Annotated in this window: 18 protein-coding genes and 1 pseudogene; 7 read left to right on the forward strand and 12 right to left on the reverse strand. The window is 72.1% G+C overall.

What is annotated here, in order from left to right; all coding sequences use genetic code 11:
- Window positions 1-10: 10 nt before the first annotated feature.
- Window positions 11-931 (reverse strand): ADP-ribosylation family protein, encoded by a 921-nt coding sequence (locus Acy02nite_RS13315; protein ID WP_203740372.1) that lies wholly within the window; start codon window positions 929-931, stop codon window positions 11-13.
- 89 nt (window positions 932-1,020) lie between these two features.
- The gene (locus Acy02nite_RS13320; RefSeq protein ID WP_203740373.1) at window positions 1,021-1,809 is read right to left on the reverse strand and encodes a class I SAM-dependent methyltransferase; all 789 of its coding nucleotides are present in this window, start codon (window positions 1,807-1,809) and stop codon (window positions 1,021-1,023) included.
- 80 nt (window positions 1,810-1,889) lie between these two features.
- Between Acy02nite_RS13320 and Acy02nite_RS13325 the strand changes: the two genes are divergently transcribed.
- Window positions 1,890-2,477 carry a TetR/AcrR family transcriptional regulator gene (locus Acy02nite_RS13325; RefSeq protein WP_203740374.1) on the forward strand — a complete coding sequence of 196 codons (588 nt, stop codon included), beginning with the start codon at window positions 1,890-1,892 and terminating at the stop codon, window positions 2,475-2,477.
- Here Acy02nite_RS13325 and Acy02nite_RS13330 read toward each other — a convergent pair.
- Genes Acy02nite_RS13330 through Acy02nite_RS13340 form a run of 3 tightly spaced genes read right to left on the reverse strand, consistent with a single transcriptional unit; the run spans window position 2,446 to window position 3,774 of the window.
- Complete coding sequence (locus Acy02nite_RS13330) at window positions 2,446-3,090, reverse strand: DUF4386 domain-containing protein (protein ID WP_203740375.1); 645 nt, start codon at window positions 3,088-3,090, stop codon at window positions 2,446-2,448. The two genes, Acy02nite_RS13325 and Acy02nite_RS13330, sit on opposite strands and share 32 nt — an antisense overlap.
- A complete protein-coding gene (locus Acy02nite_RS13335) occupies window positions 3,080-3,298 on the reverse strand; it encodes a helix-turn-helix transcriptional regulator (protein ID WP_203740376.1) in 219 nt (72 codons plus the stop codon). Before Acy02nite_RS13335 ends, Acy02nite_RS13330 begins: the two co-directional genes overlap by 11 nt.
- Before the next feature lie 5 nt (window positions 3,299-3,303).
- Window positions 3,304-3,774 (reverse strand): hypothetical protein, encoded by a 471-nt coding sequence (locus Acy02nite_RS13340; RefSeq protein ID WP_203740378.1) that lies wholly within the window; start codon window positions 3,772-3,774, stop codon window positions 3,304-3,306.
- A gap of 155 nt (window positions 3,775-3,929) precedes the next feature.
- Here Acy02nite_RS13340 and Acy02nite_RS13345 point away from each other — a divergent pair, with 155 nt between their 5' ends.
- Together Acy02nite_RS13345 and Acy02nite_RS13350 are read left to right on the forward strand one after the other, a co-directional pair.
- Complete coding sequence (locus Acy02nite_RS13345) at window positions 3,930-4,751, forward strand: hypothetical protein (protein WP_203740379.1); 822 nt, start codon at window positions 3,930-3,932, stop codon at window positions 4,749-4,751.
- Between the two features lie 9 nt (window positions 4,752-4,760).
- Window positions 4,761-4,973: a hypothetical protein gene (locus tag Acy02nite_RS13350; protein ID WP_203740381.1), complete on the forward strand. Its 213-nt coding sequence runs from the start codon at window positions 4,761-4,763 to the stop codon at window positions 4,971-4,973.
- 39 nt (window positions 4,974-5,012) lie between these two features.
- Here the strand turns inward: Acy02nite_RS13350 and Acy02nite_RS46480 are convergent, their stop codons facing one another.
- The 3 genes and pseudogenes from Acy02nite_RS46480 to Acy02nite_RS13360 all read right to left on the reverse strand — a co-directional run bounded on the left by Acy02nite_RS46480 (window position 5,013) and on the right by Acy02nite_RS13360 (window position 6,307).
- Window positions 5,013-5,162, reverse strand: a complete 150-nt coding sequence (locus Acy02nite_RS46480; RefSeq protein ID WP_239174705.1) for a 3-keto-5-aminohexanoate cleavage protein — start codon at window positions 5,160-5,162, stop codon at window positions 5,013-5,015.
- Between the two features lie 169 nt (window positions 5,163-5,331).
- Window positions 5,332-5,847 (reverse strand): annotated as a pseudogene (locus tag Acy02nite_RS47485) (3-keto-5-aminohexanoate cleavage protein); the annotation flags it as partial.
- Window positions 5,771-6,307 (reverse strand): hypothetical protein, encoded by a 537-nt coding sequence (locus Acy02nite_RS13360; protein WP_203740383.1) that lies wholly within the window; start codon window positions 6,305-6,307, stop codon window positions 5,771-5,773. The pseudogene Acy02nite_RS47485 and the gene Acy02nite_RS13360, both read right to left, overlap by 77 nt.
- Before the next feature lie 148 nt (window positions 6,308-6,455).
- On the opposite strand from Acy02nite_RS13360, the gene Acy02nite_RS13365 reads away from it, so the two are divergent.
- On the forward strand, window positions 6,456-7,241 hold the full coding sequence (locus tag Acy02nite_RS13365) for a YaaA family protein (protein WP_203740385.1): 786 nt from the start codon (window positions 6,456-6,458) through the stop codon (window positions 7,239-7,241).
- A gap of 66 nt (window positions 7,242-7,307) precedes the next feature.
- On the opposite strand, the gene Acy02nite_RS13370 is transcribed toward Acy02nite_RS13365, so the two are convergent.
- Window positions 7,308-7,835, reverse strand: coding sequence for an FKBP-type peptidyl-prolyl cis-trans isomerase (locus Acy02nite_RS13370; RefSeq protein ID WP_203740387.1), 528 nt, complete (start codon window positions 7,833-7,835; stop codon window positions 7,308-7,310).
- A gap of 218 nt (window positions 7,836-8,053) precedes the next feature.
- On the opposite strand from Acy02nite_RS13370, the gene Acy02nite_RS13375 reads away from it, so the two are divergent.
- The 3 genes from Acy02nite_RS13375 (at window position 8,054) to Acy02nite_RS13385 (ending at window position 15,226) form a co-directional block, all read left to right on the forward strand.
- Window positions 8,054-8,875, forward strand: coding sequence for a hypothetical protein (locus Acy02nite_RS13375; RefSeq protein ID WP_239174708.1), 822 nt, complete (start codon window positions 8,054-8,056; stop codon window positions 8,873-8,875).
- A 68-nt stretch (window positions 8,876-8,943) separates the two neighbouring features.
- Window positions 8,944-13,383, forward strand: coding sequence for an MMPL family transporter (locus tag Acy02nite_RS46490; RefSeq protein WP_239174709.1), 4,440 nt, complete (start codon window positions 8,944-8,946; stop codon window positions 13,381-13,383).
- Window positions 13,384-13,816: 433 nt separating this feature from the next.
- Window positions 13,817-15,226 (forward strand): SDR family NAD(P)-dependent oxidoreductase, encoded by a 1,410-nt coding sequence (locus Acy02nite_RS13385; RefSeq protein WP_203740389.1) that lies wholly within the window; start codon window positions 13,817-13,819, stop codon window positions 15,224-15,226.
- A 76-nt stretch (window positions 15,227-15,302) separates the two neighbouring features.
- Here Acy02nite_RS13385 and Acy02nite_RS13390 read toward each other — a convergent pair whose 3' ends face one another.
- The 3 genes from Acy02nite_RS13390 to Acy02nite_RS13400 all read right to left on the reverse strand — a co-directional run bounded on the left by Acy02nite_RS13390 (window position 15,303) and on the right by Acy02nite_RS13400 (window position 20,003).
- Complete coding sequence (locus Acy02nite_RS13390; RefSeq protein WP_203740391.1) at window positions 15,303-16,025, reverse strand: hypothetical protein; 723 nt, start codon at window positions 16,023-16,025, stop codon at window positions 15,303-15,305.
- 79 nt (window positions 16,026-16,104) lie between these two features.
- On the reverse strand, window positions 16,105-16,908 hold the full coding sequence (locus Acy02nite_RS13395; protein WP_203740393.1) for an SWIM zinc finger family protein: 804 nt from the start codon (window positions 16,906-16,908) through the stop codon (window positions 16,105-16,107).
- 80 nt (window positions 16,909-16,988) lie between these two features.
- Complete coding sequence (locus tag Acy02nite_RS13400; RefSeq protein ID WP_203740395.1) at window positions 16,989-20,003, reverse strand: DEAD/DEAH box helicase; 3,015 nt, start codon at window positions 20,001-20,003, stop codon at window positions 16,989-16,991.
- Window positions 20,004-20,109: the final 106 nt, after the last annotated feature.

Genomic DNA, 20,109 nt, shown 5'->3' on the forward strand with positions numbered 1-20,109 from the left:
GGCCGCTTCCTCAGACGCCGGCCACCAGCACCTGGACGGAGCGCAGGTCGCGGTGGGCGGCGTGGACCGTGGCGATCTCGGCGAGGGCGTCGCGGCCGAGCGCACGGTACGCGCCGACGAGCAGGTCGAGGCCGGCCTGCCGGTACTCATCACGGTCGAGCCAGTGCAGTTCGCTGCCCACGGCGAGCGCGAGCGCGGGCCGTCCCGCGGTGAGCTCGCGGCGGGCCTCGGTGATCCACCGGGAGGCCTGAGCGGCATCGCCCTGGAAGACGTCGAGGCGGATCCCGGATTCGGACGCCTGTGGATCTCCGCTGTCCGGGGGCAGGTGAGGCAGCAACGACATCGCGAAGTAGGACCTTGGCGCCGACGCCCACCGGGGTGGCCCGTCCTGACGCAACGCCGCCTGGTCGGCGGCCGTGAACCACTCGACGGCCTCGATCAGCGGGGCGACGCGGGCGACCTCCTCCGGCTCGTCGCCGTAGTCGGCGAGTTGCCGGTCCACCCGCTCGCGCACCACCCCGATCAGGGTCGGCGCGGTGGACGCCCAGGTCTCGGCCGAGTCCCTGGCGTAGTTGTGGGCGATGAGCGCGGGCAGCTCGGCGGGATCGTCGAACCAGAGTCCGAAGTGCAGCCCGTCGGAGCCGCCGCCCATGACCGTGACGAACTCGGCCGGGTCGCAGCGGAACCGGGCGTGCAGTCGCGGGTCGAGCCCGTCCCGGCCGGCCAGGTCGAGGCCACCGTCACGGAAGTAGTCGGTGACTCCCCACGGTGAGATGCCGACCTCGGCGAGCGCCTTGCCGTCGCTGGCCGCCAGAGCCGCGAAGACCGCGACCTGACGCGGCAGCCGTAGACCCCACTGGTGCAGGACCCGCTCGGCGACCAGCGGGAACCGCTCGTTCATCGTGGCCAGGGCACGCTCGCGCGACATCATGGCGGAATCCTAGGAGGCGGCGTTCCCTGGTCGTGCGGCGGAATCGTCCGGTGAATCACAGCCGAGCCGCGGCTGCACCTCCGCGGCGGTCAGAGGCGGACCGCGGTGACCGCGACCGTCACATACACCATCGTGAAGCTGCCGCCCATCCGATCGATCACGGCGCCGACCGCGTCCTGGAGTTCCGCGATGTGCTCGGCCGGCAGCCGGGTCAGCGCACCGGATGTCGGCAGCTGGTCCAGGTATTCGTCCCGGGTGTACGTCTTCTCCCAGTCCACGGTCCACTGCTCGGCCTCCCCGAAGGCCCCGGCGGCCCGGATCCCGTCCGCCGCCGCCGTCAGAATCGGCTGGTAGCCGTCGAGCGGAGACCCGGTCGGCTGCCGCCCCATGTCGAACGGCGAGTCCGGCACCAGCCGCCGGAACACCTCCCCGAACCCCGTGGTCACCTCGTCCGGGAGTTTGAACGTGTGCCAGATCGGCGCGAGCCGTCCCCCTGCCGGCAGCACCCGGGCGGCCGCCGCGGCACCGGCGACCGGGTCCACCCAGTGCCACGCGGTCGCGGCTGTGACCAGGTCGTACGTGCGGCCGCGGGGATCCCAGTCCTCGATCTTGGCGACTTCGACGTCGATGCCGGTCGAGCGGGCGAAATCGGCCATCCGCGGGTCCGGCTCGACCCCGAGCACGGTGCATCCGAGGTCCCGGAACTGGCGTGCCTCGATGCCGGTGCCGCACCCGACGTCCAGCACGGTGCGCCCGGGTGACGCCGCCAGGATGCGGTGCAGCAGCTCGACGGGGTAGGGCGGACGGGTCCGGTCATACCGCGCGGCGTCCACCCCGAACGACTCGGCGGCCTGACGGAGGTGATGAGGAGTGGGCATGCGCCCACTCTAGTGGGCAAGCGCCCATTCGGGAAGGCGGTAGGTTGAACAGGCCGTTGGAGAAGCAGAAGGGACCGCCGGTGCCGACAGGGGTCGCCCTCCGTGACGTTCGCCGGCAGCTGTTCGAGGCCGCCGACCGCATCCTGCTGCGGGACGGCCCCAGTGGGCTGACCAGCCGGGCCGTGACCGCCGAGGCCGGCTGCGCCAAAGGCGTGCTGCACAAGCACTTCGAGGACTTCGACGCGTTCCTGGCCGACTTCGTGCTGGACCGGGTCGAGCGGCTCGCGCCGGAGGCGGCCGCCCTGGAGTCGCGCAAGGGCACCGGAACCGTCGCCGGCAACGTGACGACCGCCCTGGCCGCGGTCTTCGGCTCGGTGGCGGTGGCGATCGTCGCGCTGATCACGTTCCGGGACGAGCTGCGGGCCCGGCTGCGAGACACCTTGCCGGCCGGGGTGCCGGTGCTCACCGAGGCCGCCGAGATGCTCGCGGCCTACCTGGCCGCCGAGCGCGACCTGGGTCGCCTCCCGGCCGGCGCGGAGGTGGAGGTGCTCGCCGCGATGCTGATCGGGACCGGTCACCTGCTCTACGCCGACCGCACCGGCCAGCCGCCGGCCGAGGAGACCGTCCACCGGATGGTCAGCTCGGTGCTGCACTCCAGTTCCGCTTGAGCAGGAGATAGCCGATCATCCCGAACTCCCCGATCGACGCCGGGAGCGCCAGAACGGTGGTGAGGGTCGTCGTGTCAGCGGCCAGGTAGGCGACGAACGCGCCGGCCACATACCCGGCCCCGCCCACGATCAGCAGCAGGCCGAGCCACCGCGGCAGCACCCCTGATCGCACCGTGAGCCGGCCCATCGGGATCAGCCACAACCCGAAGAAGACACCGCCCAGCGTCCAGGCCGCGGCGTTGAGGTCGTACAGGAGAAGAACCGGAGCCGTGCCGCCGGCCCGGACCGTCGCCAGAGCAACGGCGGTGACCATCGTGCCGACGAGAACGATGACCGAGTTGATCAGACCGAACGCGGCGACCGCGGCGGCCTGAAGGTCGTCGATCGGGCGGAACAGGCGGAAGAAGAGCAGCGCTGCGAGCGCCTGAGTGACGACGACGCCCAGGTCAGCGGCGATGCCGAGCCCGGCCAGCGTCGGGTGGGCGGCAAGGTTCGCCGTGGTCGCGGTCGCGTCGCCGGCGACGTACAGCCGATTCTGGATGATCAGATGGCCGAGCAGGCCGCAGAGAGCGAGCCCGAGATAGGCCAGGCCGGTGGCACGTTCAGTCCTCATACTGGAACACCTCGTCGAGCGGCTGCCGGAAGATGCGGGCGATCTGGAAGGCCAGCTCCAGCGACGGCGAGTAACGACCCTGCTCGATCGCGATCACGGTCTGCCGGGTCACGCCCAGCCGGCCGGCCAGGTCGGCCTGGGTCATGCCACCGGCCTCCGAGCGCAGCGCGCGGATCCGGTTGGTGACCTTGGTGGGTTTCGGCGCCATCGGAGTCAGAACCCTCGCCGGTAGAGCCGGATCTTGATGACCCCTTCGGCGACCGCGGCGGCGAGCCCGGCGAGGAACGCCAGGTTGCCGATCCAGAAGTGGTCCGCGCCGAGCGAGGCCAGAACGGTGACGCCACCCAGCCCGGTGCCGAGGATCGGGGTGGCCAGGCGCCCGCCCCGCCGGCTGATCTCACGATCCCGCACGTCGACGTCCACACCGCTCTTCGCCTCATCGCCACGGCGGACCACGACCGCGATCTCCACGACGATCGCGAAGATGATCGTCGCGACCAGGCCGATCACCATCGAGAAGAAGAGCGGCGACACCCAGACGATCTCCGCGACCGGCGTACGCAGCAGCTCAGGCACCAGGTACGCGTAGTACAGAAGGGACGACGTCACCATCGTCACCAGGCCCACCCAGACCTGCCGCTCCTCCCTCGTGCTGTACAGCGGCTCCTCGTCGGCCATCTCCATCATGCCTCCCCAAGTCAAAGATGTTTGACATCCCGACAGTAGGCGCGACGGAGATCGAAGTCAAACTTTCTTGACATGCGACGCCGTGCCGGCTCAACGGAAGAAGTGCCCTACGCATGTCTCACGGCCATGGCGTCGTGGGTAATGGCGTCACCATGACCCCGCGCCCGGTCCGCGTCCTCACCGCCCTGCTCCTCGCCACGGCCCTGGCAACCGTCGTGGTCGAGGCCCTCACCTTCTGGTACGCCCCGGAGCACGGCTTCGGCTTCGCGGTCCGGACGGTCTGGGCCCTCGTCCGTACCCTCGGATGGTTGATCCTGATCTCTCAGGTCCGCCGGGCCCGGGCCACCGCCAAACCGCTGAGCCTGATCCTGACCATGACCACGCTGTTCGCCGTCGGCCGCCTGATCGTGCCGCCCTCCGGCCGCCCACCGCTGCCCGGCGTGCTCGGCTTCGGCGTGCTGACCCTGCTCTGCCTCACCGTGGTCGTCCTGCTGTACCGCCACCCGGCCGTCGACGCCCACCTGGTCCACCAGCCGCGCCGCCCGGTCCTGACCCGCGAGGGCATCAGCCTGCGCGAGGCCCCGCCGGGCGACCCGTGGGTGCTGACCGCCCGGCTGGCCTCCTTCAGCTACAGCCCGCTGATGCTGGTCCCGGCCCTGATCGCGGCCGGCACACTGCGGCACCGCCCGGAGTGGACCCTCGCCGTGATCCTCTGGATCCTGGCCGGCATCGCGGTGAGCTACGCCGCCCTGCTCTCCGCCTTCTTCCTGCGCCGTGGCAGCCACCGCGCCCGCATCGCACTGACCAGCATCACGCTCGCCGTGCTCGCCTTCGACCTGCCGCTCTGCCACGTCCTGCTCGGCCTGGACGGCCTGGTCCGCGACGGCTCACCGCTGGTGGTGGCGGCCACCCTCACCCTGTACGCCCTGCGCCGGATCGCCCGCACCTCCACCCGCGCCGCCGCACCTGCGTAAGTCATCGATGTGACGGCGAAGGTCACGCAGTGGAGATATGTCCTGGACGCTCGGATTCCGCTGGCCATCGCCGCGCTGACCCTGTGCGCCGCGCTGTCCGACCTCATCCCGCTGCACAGCACCCTCGGCATCAGCATGATCGCCAATTACGTCGTCAACTCGTCCCTGCCGCTGTTCCTGATCGCGACGGCCGCTCTCGGCCGCCGAAGCACTCGGATCTGAACCTGTACGGAGACGGCTCGGCCCGGCCGGCGTGACTGTTCATCGGCGCGCCGATGCGGCTCTGCTCCAGACGGCGAGCGCATGCCGGACGAGGTCGGCGTTGCCGGTGATCGGCTCGCCGGACGGTCCGGTGACGGTGTCCTCCAGCCCGATCCGGGTGAGCAGCCCCAACCGGCCGGCGTGGGCCACCAGCGGCCAGCAGGTCGCGTCCTCGCCGTGCAGCAGCCGCGGCCCGGCGACGGTCAGCTCGTCGAGACCGGCGAGGATGCAGTGCCGCCGAGGGCAGGGCTTCCCAGCCGGCGACGGCAGCCAGGCGCTGCCCGATGTTGCCGTTGCTGATCCACAAACCGGTGGTCACACCCACCGGCACGCCCGGACATGCCCGGCGAACAGCGGCGACCGCCTCGGCCACGTCCGGCGCATGCAGCGACTGCGCGCCGTCACGGTCACGGGGGTGCAGGTGCAGCGCTTCGGCTCCGGCGGCGACGGCGGCGACCGCCTCGGCGGCGATCTCCTCCGGGGTGATCGGCACGGCCGGATGCTCGTCGCGGCGCCGGGCGCCGTTGAGGCACGCCTTCATCCGGGTGATCTCCGGCCACATGAGGATCCTTCCCTCGACAGCCGGAACTCCAAGGGAAGACGCCGGCGAAGTGGTGAAGGAAAGCTGGAAGCGCCGGTACGCCCCGAGGGGCCGGCGGCGAACGGGCACGAGTTCCCGCGGCCTGCGAGCCGCAGCGGGTTCTCCGAACGTGTGACCGGTGACCTGGGAGACGAACACCTTCTGGTACGCCCCGCCGTCACTTCCCGGGCTTTGTCTCCAGCGCGTTCCTGGCGAGTTCGATGAAAGCCACATGCTGATCCCGGAAGTTTCCATAGACCTGGTCGTACGTCCGCCGGAGCTCGGGATCGTCACCCCTGGCCAGGCTCTCGAACTGTCGCTGCGTCCGCAGTGCCGCCAGCCTTACCTGCTCCGCGGCCACCGCGACGTCCGCCGGCCCGTCGAGAAGCACCTCACGGGTCGCGCGGGTGATCTCGCTGACCGACTGGCCCATCCGCTCATGGATCTGCGTCATCAGCGACAGTTTGGTCCGGTGATCCGGCGCCTCGTCGACCTCACGCAACCGCCAGCAGATCGCCATGAAGGAGTGCACGCAGGTCATCAGGTCGCGGTACGCCGCACGGCGGCGGTCGCGTTCCTGGGCGAGCGCCTGGGAGATCGTCGTCGTCCGGGCCTGAGCGAGGGCCGCGCGCGAGGCGCCCCGCGAACTGAGGAAGCTCGCTCCGAGCGCGGTGACAGCGGTGAGGGCGCCTACCCACAGTTCGTTCCCGGCCACAGTGCGCAGTCTGGCATCGGAGCGCAAGTCACCGAGCCGGCGGGAAACGCCGGTCGCGCCGCGGAGGCCGTACCAGGGAACGGTGATCCGGGTGACGAAACGGCGAGGGTTGACGGGGTGGGCGAGGGGCGGCGGTTAGTCTCGCGGCGTGCTGATTCTGCTGCCGCCCTCCGAGGGGAAGACGCCCGCCACCGACGGCGCCCCGGTCGACCTGGCGCGGCTCTGGCTGCCCGAGCTCAGCACGGCGCGCAAGCGGGTGCTGAGCAGGCTGGTGGCGATGTGCAAGCGCAGCAGCGCGCGGTCGGTCGCCGACTCGCTCCAGGTGCTCGGGCTCAGCGAGGGGCAGCGCGGGGAGCTCGCACGGAACGCGGAACTGCTGGAGGCCCCGGCCGCTCCGGCGGTCGAGGTGTACACCGGGGTGCTCTACGAGGCACTGGACGCGGGGACGCTCGACGAGGCCGCGCGCGCGTGGCTGTTCGCGAGCGCGGCCGTCTTCTCCGGGCTGTGGGGGGTCGTGCAACTCGGTGACCGGATCCCGGCGTACCGGTGCTCGGTCGGGGTGACGTTGCCGGCGCCCGTCGGTGGGCTCACGGCGTACTGGAAGAAGGCTTTGAAGGGTTTTGATCCTGACGGGCCGGTGCTGGATCTCCGGTCGGGCGCCTATGCGGCGATGTGGGCGGCCCCGGCGGGGAGCGCGGCGCTGCGCGTGCTGCACGAGCGCACTGTCGGCGGTGTCCCGAAACGGTCAGTGGTGAGCCACTTCAACAAGGCGACCAAGGGGCGGCTGGTCCGCGCCCTCGCGGTCGAGGGCGCGGCGCCGGAAAGCGTGGACGAGCTGGTCACGGCGCTGCGCGACCTGAAGTTCACGGTCGAGGAGCAGCCTGCCGCGGCCGGTCGGCCCCGGCAGCTCGACATCGTCGTTGCGGACCTGTAGCAGGCCGACCGGAACTCACGTGTGTTTCGCGCGGCGGAGACACCCCTGAGCGCCGGCCGGAAAGCGTTACTGGGCGTCGAGGATGTCGACGACGAAGCGCAGGTCCTGGTCCTTGTAGGCGAGCGCCGCGGGCACGTCCATCTGGATCCGGCTGCCCACGCTCTGCCCGGGAATCCCCTGGTCCCAGCCGGCGATCAGCTTGCCGGCGCCGATCTGCGAGGTGAACGGCTGCTTCCGGCTCCAGGACGAGTCGATCACGGCGCCGCCCTTGTACGGGATCAGCTTGTAGTTGAACGTCACGGTCTGTCCGGCCTTGACGACCGGCCCGGTGCCCTTGACCAGGGGGGTGATCACCAGCTCGGTGAGGGGGCCGCCGGTGCCGGGCTGCACCTCGGGCTCGGTGGTGAGCGGGTCGGCCGAGGTCTGCAGGGGCACGGGGGCTGCGGCGTTCGCCGGGGTCGACTTGTTGTCGTCGCCGTCGGAGCGAACGACGGCGAACACGACGATCAGCACCACGAAGACGAGCGCGCCGGCCAGCCCACCCAAGATCGCCTGGCTACGGCGCTTACTGGCCGTGGCGGTCCGGTCACTCATCTACGGGCTCCTCGGTGATAGGCCGGATCGGGAAACTCCGGACACCGTACTCGTAGTCGCCCGGAAAGCCGCGGGGAACTCCGCCGAATCGCCGATGGGGGCGATCAGCCGTACGGGCCGTACCCCATCCCGCCCTTCACGCCCTTCACAGAAGATGAGATCGTTTCACCCGCCGCCGTCCGAACGTTCGGCCGATTCACCGGAGTCTGGGAGAACCGTTGCTGCGCCGTCGTCGCATCGAGGTGCCGGATGTGCTGCTCAAGCCGGGCCGGCCCTGGTGGCGCGAACATCTCGGCCCGGCCGTCGTGATCCTCGTCGGAGTGCTCGTCGTGGTCCTGGTGGGTGTCGCGGCCCTGGTCAGCCGGTCCAGCGGCCACCCGGACGCCGCTCCGGTCGTCGGCTCGGTCGCCGACCCGACCGTGGAGCAGGTGCCGATCCCGTTGCCCAGCCCGTCGATCTCGACCAGCCCCGCGCCGATCAACGCGATCACCATCGAGCAGGGCAAGGTGCCCGACACGGTCGATCTCAGCGACGAGGGCACGATCGACTGGGTGCACTGGGGCGAGGACGGAACATACTCGCTCGAACGTGACGCCAAGGGCGGTTTCGCCATTCTGGAGGGCACGCCGTCCGCGCCCCGGCAGCGGCACACGCTCAGCCCGGAGCGGTTCACCTGGACCGGCGGCACCCCGGCGGCCGGCAACGACGGCGCGACCAGCGGCGTGCGCACCTGCGGCGCCGGCAACGGCTTCACCCTCACCGCGCCGGCCACCACGGAACCCCGCAAACTGCGTCTCTACCTCGGGATTTCGGGCGGCCAGGGGCTGCTCAAGCTCAAACTCACCACCGGCGAGCTGGTCACCGGCGGGCAGGCCGTGACCGATCGGCTCACCGGGCCGGACAGCTCGATGACGACAGCGCGGTACTCGATCAGCTACCGAGCGACCCGCCCTGGCAAGATCTCCATCGAGTGGATCACCGAGAAGGCCACCGGCTCCGGCTGCGGTGGTGTCGCCCTCGAAGCGGCGAGTCTTTCCTAGCACTATTCAGGCTTTTCCGTACGGGACCGGTGTGCGTGCCTCGTCACCCACCGGGAAAGGGGAACAGGGTGTTCGCGGGCTGGGGATCGCGGGTCGCCCGCCTCCGATGGCCGGTGCTGATCGTCACGCTGGTGGCGGTCGTGAGCGCCGGGGTCTGGGGCATGGGCGTGTTCGGGCAGCTCACCGAGGGTGGATACGCGGATCCCCATAGTGAGTCGGCGCGCGCGGCCGACGTCGTCGCGCAGGCCACCGGCGGTCAGGGTGGCGACGTGATCGCGATCTACACCCCGTCCGGTGGGGCCAAGATCGACGACGCCGCGCTGACCAAGCGGATCAAGGAGCGCCTCGCGGCGCTGCCCAAGTCGTCGGTGACGGCGGCCGTCTCGTACTGGGACGCCAGGAACGCGGCGTACGCGGCGAAGGACAGGTCCAGTGCGGTCGCCGTGATCACCCTGGCCGGCGACGACGACGCGGACAAGCTCGACGCGTACGGCACTGTCGCGAACCGGTTCGCCGTCGACGGCGCCACCGTGCAGCTCGCCGGCGGCATCCCGCTCGCGCACACCAGCAACCAGCGCTCCACCGACGACCTCGGATCCGCCGAGCTGATCTCGATGCCGATCGTGCTGATCCTGCTGCTGTTCATCTTCGGCTCCCTGATCGCCGCGTCGCTGCCGGTGATCGTCGGCGGCTGCGCGGTGCTCGGCTCGCTCGGCGTGCTGAACGCGATCGCTCTCGGACACGACGTCAACTCGTTCGCGGTGAACGTGGCGAGCCTGCTCGGGCTCGGCATGGCGATCGACTACGGCCTGTTCATGGTCGGGCGCTTCCGCGAGGAACAGGCCGCCGGGCACGACCCGGCCGAGGCCGTCCGGCGGACCGTGGGCACCGCCGGGCGTACCGTCCTGTTCTCCGCCACGCTGCTGATGACCGCCCTCGCCGGGCTGCTGCTCTTCCCGCAGGGATTCCTCAAGTCCTTGGCGTACGGCGGTCTGGCCGCGGTCTTCCTCGCGATGCTGCTCTCGCTGACGCTGCTCCCGGCCATCCTCGCGATCCTCGGGCCGCGCGTCGACCGGCTGCCGGTCCGGCTCCCCGGCCGCGGCAAGGGCGAGGGCGGCACCGGCTGGCGGCGGCTCGCCGGGTTCGTCCTGCGCCGCCCGGTGGTCGTGGCGATCCCGATCCTGATCGGGCTGATCGTGCTCGCGCTGCCGATCCGCGACGTCCGGTTCGGCGAGAACGACGAGCGGGTGCTGCCCGCCGGTGACCCGTCCCGCGTCGCGGTGGAGACCCTCAAGGCGTCGTACCCGCAGTTCAGCGGCGACGGCGTGCAGGTCGTGGTGCAGGGACCGCCGGCCGCCTCCTCGAAGTTCGCCGCGTCCTCGAAGTTCGCCGCCGAGCTTGCCAAGATCCCCGGGGTGGTCTCGGTCGACCCGGCCGGCGCCGGCAAGGACGTGCTGATCTACAACGCCGCCCTGTCCAGCACCGACTCGTTCAGCACGTCGGCCCGCCAGGTCGTCGACGCCATCCGGGCACTGCCCGCCCCGGTCGGCACGCAGGTCCTGGTCGGCGGTGTCACGGCCCGCAACGTCGACAGCCTGGACGCCATCAGCGACCAACTCCCGCTCATGATCGGACTGCTCGCCGGGGCGACGCTGCTGCTGATGTTCCTCGCCTTCGGCTCGATCCTGCTGCCGATCAAGGCGGTGGTGATGAGCGGGCTCAGCCTCAGCGCCACGTTCGGCGTGCTCGTCTGGCTGTTCCAGCAGGGCCACGGCTCGGGATTGCTGAACGTCACCCCGGCGCCGCTGGAAGCCGGGATCGTGGTCCTCATGGCAGCGGTCGTCTTCGGTCTCTCCACCGACTACGAGGTGTTCCTGCTCTCCCGGATGGTCGAGGCCCGCAGCAAGGGCGCCTCGACCGCCGAGGCGGTCACCATCGGGCTCACCCGCACCGGCCGGGTGATCAGCGCCGCCGCGGTGCTGCTCATCGTGGTGACCGGCGCGTTCGCGCTCTCCACGATCACGACCATGCGGTTCGTCGGCGTCGGCATGATCGTCGCGCTGGTCCTGGACGCGACGGTCGTGCGGATGCTGCTGGTCCCGGCCGTGCTCGCCCTGCTCGGGGACGCCGCCTGGTGGGCGCCGGGGCCACTGCGGCGACTCCAGGAACGGGCCGGGCTCGCCGAACACGCCGGCGAGCAGGAGGAGCCGGCGACAGAAGTTCTCCCGTACGACGGGATCGCCGCTCACCTGGCGGAACGGTCGGCGGCGGAGCAATCGACGGCGGAACGGTCCGCGGCGGAACGGTCGCTCGCGGGGGCCGACGCGGCCACGGTCGTGTTGCCGGTGATCGAGGCCGCCACGCCGGTGCCGCAGGAGAGCTCGGCCACGACGGTGCCGCCGGTGGCCGGGACTGCCACGTCGGTGCCGCTCGAGGCCGACGAGGAGTCGCTGGTCACCGCGCCGGACGAGACGTCCATCATCGTCTGGGACCCGGATGGTGATGCCGAGCCTTCCACGACCGGAACCGACGAGGGTGCCGGTGCCGACGAGTCCCCGAACGACAAGTCAGCGGCTGGCGACGAGGGGATCGTTTCCGGTCACGGCGCGTCCTCTGCCGGCGAACAGACCCAGATCCTTCCGGTCATCTCCGCCTCGACCGCCGCACTGGACTCGACCACCGCACCCGACTCCGCCGGCCAGCCGGACCCGCGCGATCAGCCGGACTCGGACGGCCAGCCGGACTCGGACGATCATGCCGAGGCCGCCGAGGAGTCGACCACGGCCGACCGCCCGGTACCCGTCGAGGCCGATGAGTCCGGCAGTCCCGCAGCCGACGACATCGACGATCCCGCGGCGGACAACGCCGACGACACCGACGTTCCGGCGGCGGACAACGCCGACGATCCCGTGGTGGACGACACCGACGGCGAGGGAAGGGCCGCGGCGGGCGAGACTGACAGGTCCGGGCCTGACGAGCCCGGTGACGAGCGCCACGCGCCGGAAGAGATCGATGCGGTTCCTTCCCCGGGCGCCGCCGGGGTGAAGGACACCTTCAACCCCTGGGCCAAGGCGGCGGTCAGCGACACGGCGTCCTCGGACCTGGCCGGCAGCGGGGCTTACGACGTCACCCAGGTGATGCCGATCTACCAGGCCGCTCGCAGGTTCACCGGCATCGACACGACGGCTCCCGCCGCCACCTCCGAACCCGCTGCCGGGGAGAAGATCGAGCCCGAGAAGTCCGGCGAAGAGACATCCCAGGTCGACCGGGCCCCCGAGTCCACACCTGAGGTCGAGCCGGAAACGGCTTCCGAGCCCACACCCGAACGCGAGCCGGAACCGGAATCGACGCCTGAGCCGGATCCGGAGGCGAAGTCCGAACCGGAGCCGGAACTTGAGACGGAATCAGCACCGGAGCCGGAACTGGAACGGAAGGCGGAGGCGGAAGCCGCACCGGAGGCCGAGGTTGAGGCGGAGGGCGACGGCGAGGCGGGGACACCGGACGGGATGGCTCAGGCTGCCCCGATCAGTGCGATCCCGGCTGAGGTCGCGGATGCCTTCACCTGGATGTCGGATCCCAGGATCGCCGGGATCGTCGGTGGTGGGGACGACGCCGGGCAGACCGCGGATCCTGACTTCACCTGGCTTGCCGCCACCGCCGCGCTGCCGACCGTCTCGGCCGGCTCTGACACCGCTGCCACGCCCGAGCCAGAACCGGCGGCTCCGGCCGAGACCGCCCCGGCCGCCCCGGCCGCCCCGGAAACGGACAAGCCAGCCGGCCCGGTAGCAGACAAGCCGGCTGACCCGGTAGCAGAAAAGCCAGTCGACCTGGGAGCAGACAAGCCGGCCGACCTGGAAGCGGACAGGCCCGCCGTTCGTCGTCCGCAGACGCTGGATGACTGGTTGGGTGGTCGGGTTACCGGTTCGGGCAGGCCGGCGCACGCGGCGGAGGTGACCCCGGCGGAAAAGGACGCGGGGAAGGTCGAGGCGGCAGAGGTGACGCCGGTGAGTGCGGTTCCGGCCCGGCGGCCGCAGACGCTCGACGAATGGCTGCACGGCAACCCCGCTCAGCCTCGCCCGAAGAGCCTCGACGACTGGCTGGCCGCTGACGACCGCCCGGTCAGTTCGGCCGGTCCGCGTCCGCAGAGCCTCGGGGATCTGCCCGGCCGCAACGATCGGAAGGTCGGCTCGGCCCGGTCACCGTTCCCCGGCCCCAGCGCCGTGACCGGTGAGAACCGCCCGCAGAGCCTCGGCGACCTGCCGACCGGTGGCAAACCTCCGGCGGCCGAGCGGCGACCGGCGACACTCGCCGACCACTCCCCCGGCACGAACCGGACCCGCCGAGCCAACAGCGGCCCGGCCCACCACGACCGCCCCGAGAACGCCGCCCGGCCGGCCGGCGGGGACCGGCCCGTCAGCGGACAGCCGGCGACCGGCGGGGACCGGCCGGCGAACGGCGGCCCGGGCGGGGCTGATGGTGAGAGCGACCCGGACCCGACCGCCACCTGATCCGCCCGCGACCGCACCACCGCACGGATGCCCGCCTGGCCACGGCCGCGGCGGGCGTTCGCCTTTCCGGGCACCGGCGCGCGGCATCGTCCAGGAGGCACGGGGTGCGGGGCACTGGGCGCTGGGTGCGGGGCGTGGCGTGCCGGGATGGCGGGGCGCGGCGTGCGGGGGGGGGTGCGGGGGGGGCACGGCGTGCCCGCGTGCGGAGGTGCGGCGTGCGAGGGTGCGGCGTGCGGGGGATGCGGCGTGCGGAGGTGCGGGTGCGGGGTGCGGGGTGCGGAGGTGCGGGGTGCGGCTCACCGCCGTACGCCGGAAGCTTGAAGGACCGTGAGAAAAGCCGCATGCGCCAGCAAAAGGAAACCTGTTTTGTGGCCGATAGGGGCCCAGGTAATAAAGTGCCTGCGGTAGCACGGCTGATGAGGAGAAGTTACGGATGACCGGCAGTGACCCGACCCCGGGTGTGGATCCGGATCGCATGGCGGTTTGCCTCGCCGTTCTGGCCGAGGCGGAGGGTCTGCCGGTGGAGCACCCCGACGCGGTGCGGCTGCGGCGGGCGACGGCCGGGCTGTTCAAGACCGCGAAGATGGAGCGGCGCAAGGAGCGGCGGCAGGCCGTCCTCGACAACGACCGGTCGGTGACCGCGTCGACCGCGACCGGCGCGCCGGGGCGGATCGACGACGAGACCGCCGGGATTCCGCTGAAGAGCGCGACGGCCGGGGCGACCGCCGGCGTACTGAAGCAGGCGCGCGGGTGTTACGTGTGCAAGCAGCGGTACACGGTCGTCGACGCGTTCTATCACCAGCTCTGCCCGGATTGCGCCAAGCTCAACCACGAGCGGCGCGACGCCCGGACGGACCTGACCGGGCGGCGGGCGCTGCTCACCGGCGGGCGGGCGAAGATCGGCATGTACATCGCGTTGCGGCTGCTGCGTGACGGCGCGGATCTGACGATCACGACGCGGTTCCCGCACGACGCGGTGCGGCGGTTCACCGCGATGCCGGACAGCGCCGACTGGATCGACCGGCTGCACGTGGTCGGCATCGACCTGCGAGACCCGGCGCAGGTGGTGGCCCTGGCAGACTCGGTGGCGGCGCGCGGCCCGCTGGACATCATCGTCAACAACGCGGCGCAGACCGTGCGGCGCACCCCGGGGTCGTACTCGGCGATCGCGGCCGCCGAGTCCGAGCCGCTGCCCGCCGGCAAGCTGCCCGAGCTGGAGTACTTCGGGAGTGCGGGCGTCTCCCCCGCGGCCGTGCTGACCGCCGGTTCGTCGACGCTGACCGCGCAGCAGATCACCGAGCTGGCGCTGACGGCGCGTTCGGTCGCGATCGACGCGGGCGGCCTGGTGCCGGACACCACGGCGACGAACAGCTGGAGCGACCGGGTGCACGAGGTCGACCCGCTGGAGTTGCTCGAGGTCCAGCTCTGCAACGTGACCGCGCCGTTCATCCTGATCAGCAAGCTGCGGCCGGTGATGACCCGATCGACGTTCCCCCGGCGGTACGTCGTGAACGTCTCCGCCATGGAGGGCATCTTCGCCCGCGGCTACAAGGGGGCCGGTCACCCGCACACGAACATGGCCAAGGCCGCGCTGAACATGCTGACCCGCACCAGCGCCGTGGACATGTTCGCCGACGGCATCCTGATGACCAGCGTGGACACCGGCTGGATCACCGACGAGCGCCCGCATCCGACGAAGATGCGGCTGCACGAGGAGGGGTTCCACGCGCCGCTGGACCTGGTGGACGGGGCGGCCCGCGTCTACGACCCGATCGTGCGCGGTGAGCAGGGCGAGGACGTGTACGGCTGCTTCCTGAAGGACTACGCCCCGGTCGCCTGGTGACGCGGAGGAGCGGGCCACCGGAGTGACCCGCTCCGCACCGGCCACCCATCGGGGTGGCCCGTTCGTTCAGCGGTGATCAGGGCCGGGGCCAAGTGGCCGGGTGCTGACCATCCCGCGGCGGACGCCCACCGTCCCGGTCACCGTCCCGATCGCCCGTCGGCGGCCGGTCCCGGTCACCGTCGCGGTCACCCGTCGGCCGGTCCCGGTCCCGGTCACCATCGCGGTCACCCGTCGGCCGATCGCGGTTCCGGTCACCGTCGCGGTCACCCATCGGGCGGTCCCGGTCCCGGTCACCCGTCGGGCGGTCCCGGTCCCGGTCGCCCATGGGGCGGTCACGGTCGTCGTCGCGGTCACCGCGCGGGCCGTCGAACGGCGGCCGGCCGTGCGGCCCGGACGGCGGCCGGCCGTGGCCACCGCGGACGTGGAAGGGCTGGCCCACGAAGTCCGGCCGGTACGGCCAGCCGCCCGGCCACGATCCACGCCAGTCGTCCCAGCCCCAGTCGTTGTCGTCGACGACGAGCTGGAACACCCAGCCGCGCCAGCCGTAGCGGATCGGATCGCAGTCGAAGTCGTACCAGGCGCGGAACCGCTTGCCCGTGTATCCGGCCCGCTCGCACGACCATTCGGTGCGGTAGTAACCGACCACGTGCTCGCCGAAGGCCGACACCCGGCCGGCCGTGCTGCCACCGGTGGACGACTGGCCTGCGGACGGGGCAGCCTGCACCGGACCCATCCCGATCATCGCGCCGGCGGCGATGCTCATGCCGGTGAGTGCGAGGAAACGCTGTGCCTTGTTCATGTCACACCTTTTCGGACAAATGTGTATTACGCATTCAGCGCATCACGCCCGTCCGGCAGGTTCCGGCGTTTCCCATGATCTAGCCCGTTCGACCGACCCCCGACGTGTCCGAAAGGGCTCGATATGCTGGCCGAAGAATCTCGGTCAACGGCCGCCCGTGACGGGCCAGTCGCGGCGGGTCCAGCTGGTCCAGCAGGGCGTCGGAACGGCCACCGGCAACGTCCTGAACAGGGGATTCGCCGAGATCCAGCGACCGGCCCCAGAATGCGTCGGGGTCGCCGGTATCGATCAGCGGCGGCTCCGGGACGGCGGCGGTTTCCGCCCGGGTGGCCGTTTTCGCATCATCGGCGACCTCGGAGGCGTTTACCGCGGACTCCTCGCGGAGACGGCGCAGCCGCATCAGCAGCTCGTCGCGGTGCCGGCCCCGCCAGGTGAACACCTCGAACGGGTCCGACGCGAACGCGCGCGCCAGGGCGTAGATCGTCGCGGCCAGGTGGAGGCACGGCACGGGCCAGCGCTCGCAGGTGCAGTCCATCGCCACCTCGTTCAGCGACAGCGGCAGCAGGGTCAGCCCGGCATCGTCGAAGACCGCCTCGATGCCCGTCGGCATCCGCCCGTCGAGCAGACCGGCGACGAACCGCGCCTCCGTCACCAGGGCGGACTCGACCCGCGCCCACTCCGCCGCGCCGAACGCCCGGACCGCGATGCGCGACCGGAACGCGACCGGGTCCTCCGGCCCGCGAACCTGGGCCACCGCAAGACTGCTGGAGACGGTGAGGCTGCGCACGTGCCCGGCCCGCTCGTCCCGCCGGCCGCGCGCGAACGTCGGCCCCATCCGCAGCGACTCGAACATCCCGAGGAACGCGGGTGCGAAGTCAGTCATGGCAGGCCTCCCCTGGCTGGCTCTCCCGGGTGACGCGCGCGGCGGCAGGGGCCGTGCCGGGGCTGACGACCCGTGCGAAGTCAGTCAACGATCGCCTCCGGGGCCAGGGCGAACAGATCCCGCAGCTCGCTCGTGGACAACGCCGTCAACCAGCCCTCCCCCGACCCGACGACCCGCTCGGCGAGCACGCCCTTGTCCACCAGCAACTGGTCGATCCTCTCCTCCAGGGTGCCCAGGCAGACCAGCGTGTGGACGTGCACGTCCCGGCGCTGCCCGAGCCGGAACGCGCGATCCGACGCCTGCGTCTCGGCGGCCGGGTTCCACCACCGGTCCACGTGCACCACGTGGTTGGCCGCGGTCAGGTTGAGCCCGGTGCCGCCGGCTTTCAGCGACAGCACGAACACCCCGGGCTGCTCGGCCTCCTGGAACGCGGCGACCATCGCGTCGCGGGCGCCGCGTGGCGTCCCGCCGTGCAGGAACGGCGCCTTCACCCCGAACCGCGCGGTCAGGTGCGGCGCCAGCATCCCGCCGAACTTCGCGAACTGGGTGAACACCAGCACGCTCTCCCCCATCCCGAGCGCCCGGTCCACGATCTCCTCGAGACGGTCGACCTTGCCGGAGCGTCCCGGCAGCGGCGACGCGTCCTTGAGCAGCAGCGCCGGGTGCACGCACACCTGTTTGAGCTTGGTCATCGCGGCCAGCACGACACCCTTGTGCCGCTCCTGGTTCCAGTCGGAGAGCCGTTCCTCCAGGTCGTCGAGGACCGCTTGGTAGAGGCTGACCTGCTCGGTCGTCATCCCGCACAGGTGCCGGACGTGGCGCTTGGCCGGCAGGTCCCCGGCGATGCCCGGGTCGGCCTTGGTGCGGCGCAGCAGGAACGGCCGGGTCGCCTGCCGCAGCCGGGCGGCCGCCTCCTCGTCCTGATAGCGCTCGATCGGCACGGCGAACCGCGCCCGGAACGTGTGTGCGGAGGCGAGCAGCCCGGGATTGACGAAGTCGAGGATGGACCAGAGCTCGGCCAGCCGGTTCTCCACCGGGGTGCCGGTCAGCGCGATCCGGTTGCGCGCCGGGAAGCGCCGCACCGCCCGGGAGGCCGCGCCCGCGCTGTTCTTGATGTGCTGCGCCTCGTCGAGCACGACCCGGTCCCACGCGATCGACGCGAGCAGGTCCGCGTCGAGCACCGCCGTCGCGTAGGTGGTCAGCACCAGGTCGGCATCCCCGGCATCGACCGTGCGGTCCGCACCGTGCAGCACCTTGACCCGCAGCGACGGGGCGAACCGGGCGGCCTCGCGCTGCCAGTTCCCCAGCACCGACAGCGGGCAGATCAGCAGCGCCGGCCCGTCGCGCCGGTGCAGCAGCAACGTCAGGAGCTGCACGGTCTTGCCGAGCCCCATGTCATCGGCCAGGCACGCGCCGAGTCCCAGCGAGTCCATGAAGGCCAACCACGATAAACCCCTGATCTGGTACGGCTTGAGCACGCCCGTCAGCCCGGCCGGCGGGCCGAGCAGCTCCAGCCGCTCGTCCAGCTCCCCGCTGAGCAGGTCGGCCAGCCACCCCTCGCCGCGCGCGTCGGTCACCGGCAGCGGCAGCTCCTCGGGCGGCAGCAGCCGGGTCACGCGCAGCGCCTCACCGGCCGTCATCGTGCCGCCGCCACGGGACAGGAACGCGAGCCCGGCCGCGAGCCGGTCGGCGTCCAGGAACACCCACCGCCCGCGCAGCTTGACCAGCGGCACCTTCGCCTTGGCCAGGTCGGCGAGATCGTCCTCGGTGAGGGTGCGGCCGCCGAGCGCCAGCCCCCACTCGTAGTCGACCAGGTCGCGCAGGCCGGTCGTCCGGTCCTTCAACACGTTCGCGATGGCGGCCGGCGTGCGGACCCGCAGCGACAGCCCGAGCCCGGAGCTGCGCCGCCACCAGGCCGGCAGCAGCACGCCGCAGCCCGCTTCCTCAAGCACCGCGGCGTGGCTGAGGAACCCGTGGGCGCCCTCGGTGTCCAGGATCATCTCGGCCGGGCGCGCCCCGCGCAGCGCGTCGCCGAGCGCCGGCCACAGGCGCGCGGCCCGGGCCAGCCCGGCGAGCAGCCGCTCCTGCGGGTGGGAGGTCCACCGGCGCAGCGGCGCGAACTCGTCGCGCCAGATCTCGGCGGCCGGGACCAGCACGCTCGGCTCGTCGGCGGCCTGCAGCAGGAACTCGAGCCGCCAGGCGTCGTTGGGCAGGGGCACGTCGCCGGGCATCACCGGCTCGTGCTCGCGGGGATCGCTGAGCCGGAAGCAGACGCGCACCTCGGAGCCGCGGGCGGCCTGGGCGAACCACGCGTCGAGCGTGCGGATCAGCTCGTCGAGCTCGTCGTGCGGCGCGTCGAACCCGGGCTCGCCGGTCAGCGCGGCGAGCCAGCCGTCGTCGGCCAGGGTCACCCCGGTCTCGGCGAGCCGGGTGCGGACCAGGCCGTCGACCAGCCGCTCCAGCGCGACGGTAAGCAGCTCGGCGGCGCTCGCCACGTCGGGCGCGGTGTCGCCCTGGCGCGCGGGCCGGGTCTCGGCGCCCGCGGCGGTCTCGGCGCGGCAGGCCGGTGGCATCCGGTCCAGCAGGGTGGCGTGGCGGGCCGCGTCGGCGCCGATCAGAACCGGTCGCCACCAGGCCGCCGGGCGGGGGCCGTCGAGCCGGACGCCGGGCAGCACCCGGCCGCGCCGGACCAGGCTCGCGGCGAACCCGCACAGCTCGATCAGCCAGCGGACGGCCGGGGAGACCCGGCCGTCGAACTCGGCGGCCAGGTCGGCGTCGAGGAACGGCACGCCGACGGACGGGACGCGCCAGACGCGGGCGCGCCGGACGCCGCGGCGCAGCGGGAGGCCGACCTGCGGCGAGGGCAGCGGACCCGCCCCGGTCGACGGGAGGGTGAGCAGGGCGGGCTCGCGCCTCTCCCCGGCCGGCAGCTCGGCGGCGGGCACCGCGAACGGGTGCCAGGGCACGCCGCGGGCGCCGATCGGGACGGGGGCCGCGACGCTGTCCTCGGCCCACAGGTTGAGCCCGCCGTCCCGGCTGACGAACCCGTGCAGGACCCGGACGCCGGACTCGCCGGTGGGCAGGACGGTGCTCATCCGTACGCCGCAAACGTCTGTGATCGGGGAACGAGCCCGGTCGCGCTGAGCTTCTGCACGGGCCTGACCCTAGCCCGGCCCCCTGACACTTCCGCCCGGCCCGGCT

This window comes from Actinoplanes cyaneus, from assembly GCF_016862095.1.
Classification (GTDB): Bacteria; Actinomycetota; Actinomycetes; order Mycobacteriales; family Micromonosporaceae; genus Actinoplanes; species Actinoplanes cyaneus.

Coding starts and splice junctions, on each gene's coding strand:
- Acy02nite_RS13315 (WP_203740372.1), bottom strand. CDS start 931: ATGATGTCGCGCGAGCGTGCCCTGGCCACGATGAACGAGCGGTTCCCG.
- Acy02nite_RS13320 (WP_203740373.1), bottom strand. CDS start 1,809: ATGCCCACTCCTCATCACCTCCGTCAGGCCGCCGAGTCGTTCGGGGTG.
- Acy02nite_RS13330 (WP_203740375.1), bottom strand. CDS start 3,090: ATGAGGACTGAACGTGCCACCGGCCTGGCCTATCTCGGGCTCGCTCTC.
- Acy02nite_RS13335 (WP_203740376.1), bottom strand. CDS start 3,298: ATGGCGCCGAAACCCACCAAGGTCACCAACCGGATCCGCGCGCTGCGC.
- Acy02nite_RS13340 (WP_203740378.1), bottom strand. CDS start 3,774: ATGGAGATGGCCGACGAGGAGCCGCTGTACAGCACGAGGGAGGAGCGG.
- Acy02nite_RS13345 (WP_203740379.1), top strand. CDS start 3,930: ATGACCCCGCGCCCGGTCCGCGTCCTCACCGCCCTGCTCCTCGCCACG.
- Acy02nite_RS13370 (WP_203740387.1), bottom strand. CDS start 7,835: ATGAGTGACCGGACCGCCACGGCCAGTAAGCGCCGTAGCCAGGCGATC.
- Acy02nite_RS13385 (WP_203740389.1), top strand. CDS start 13,817: ATGACCGGCAGTGACCCGACCCCGGGTGTGGATCCGGATCGCATGGCG.
- Acy02nite_RS13390 (WP_203740391.1), bottom strand. CDS start 16,025: ATGAACAAGGCACAGCGTTTCCTCGCACTCACCGGCATGAGCATCGCC.
- Acy02nite_RS13395 (WP_203740393.1), bottom strand. CDS start 16,908: ATGACTGACTTCGCACCCGCGTTCCTCGGGATGTTCGAGTCGCTGCGG.
- Acy02nite_RS13400 (WP_203740395.1), bottom strand. CDS start 20,003: ATGAGCACCGTCCTGCCCACCGGCGAGTCCGGCGTCCGGGTCCTGCAC.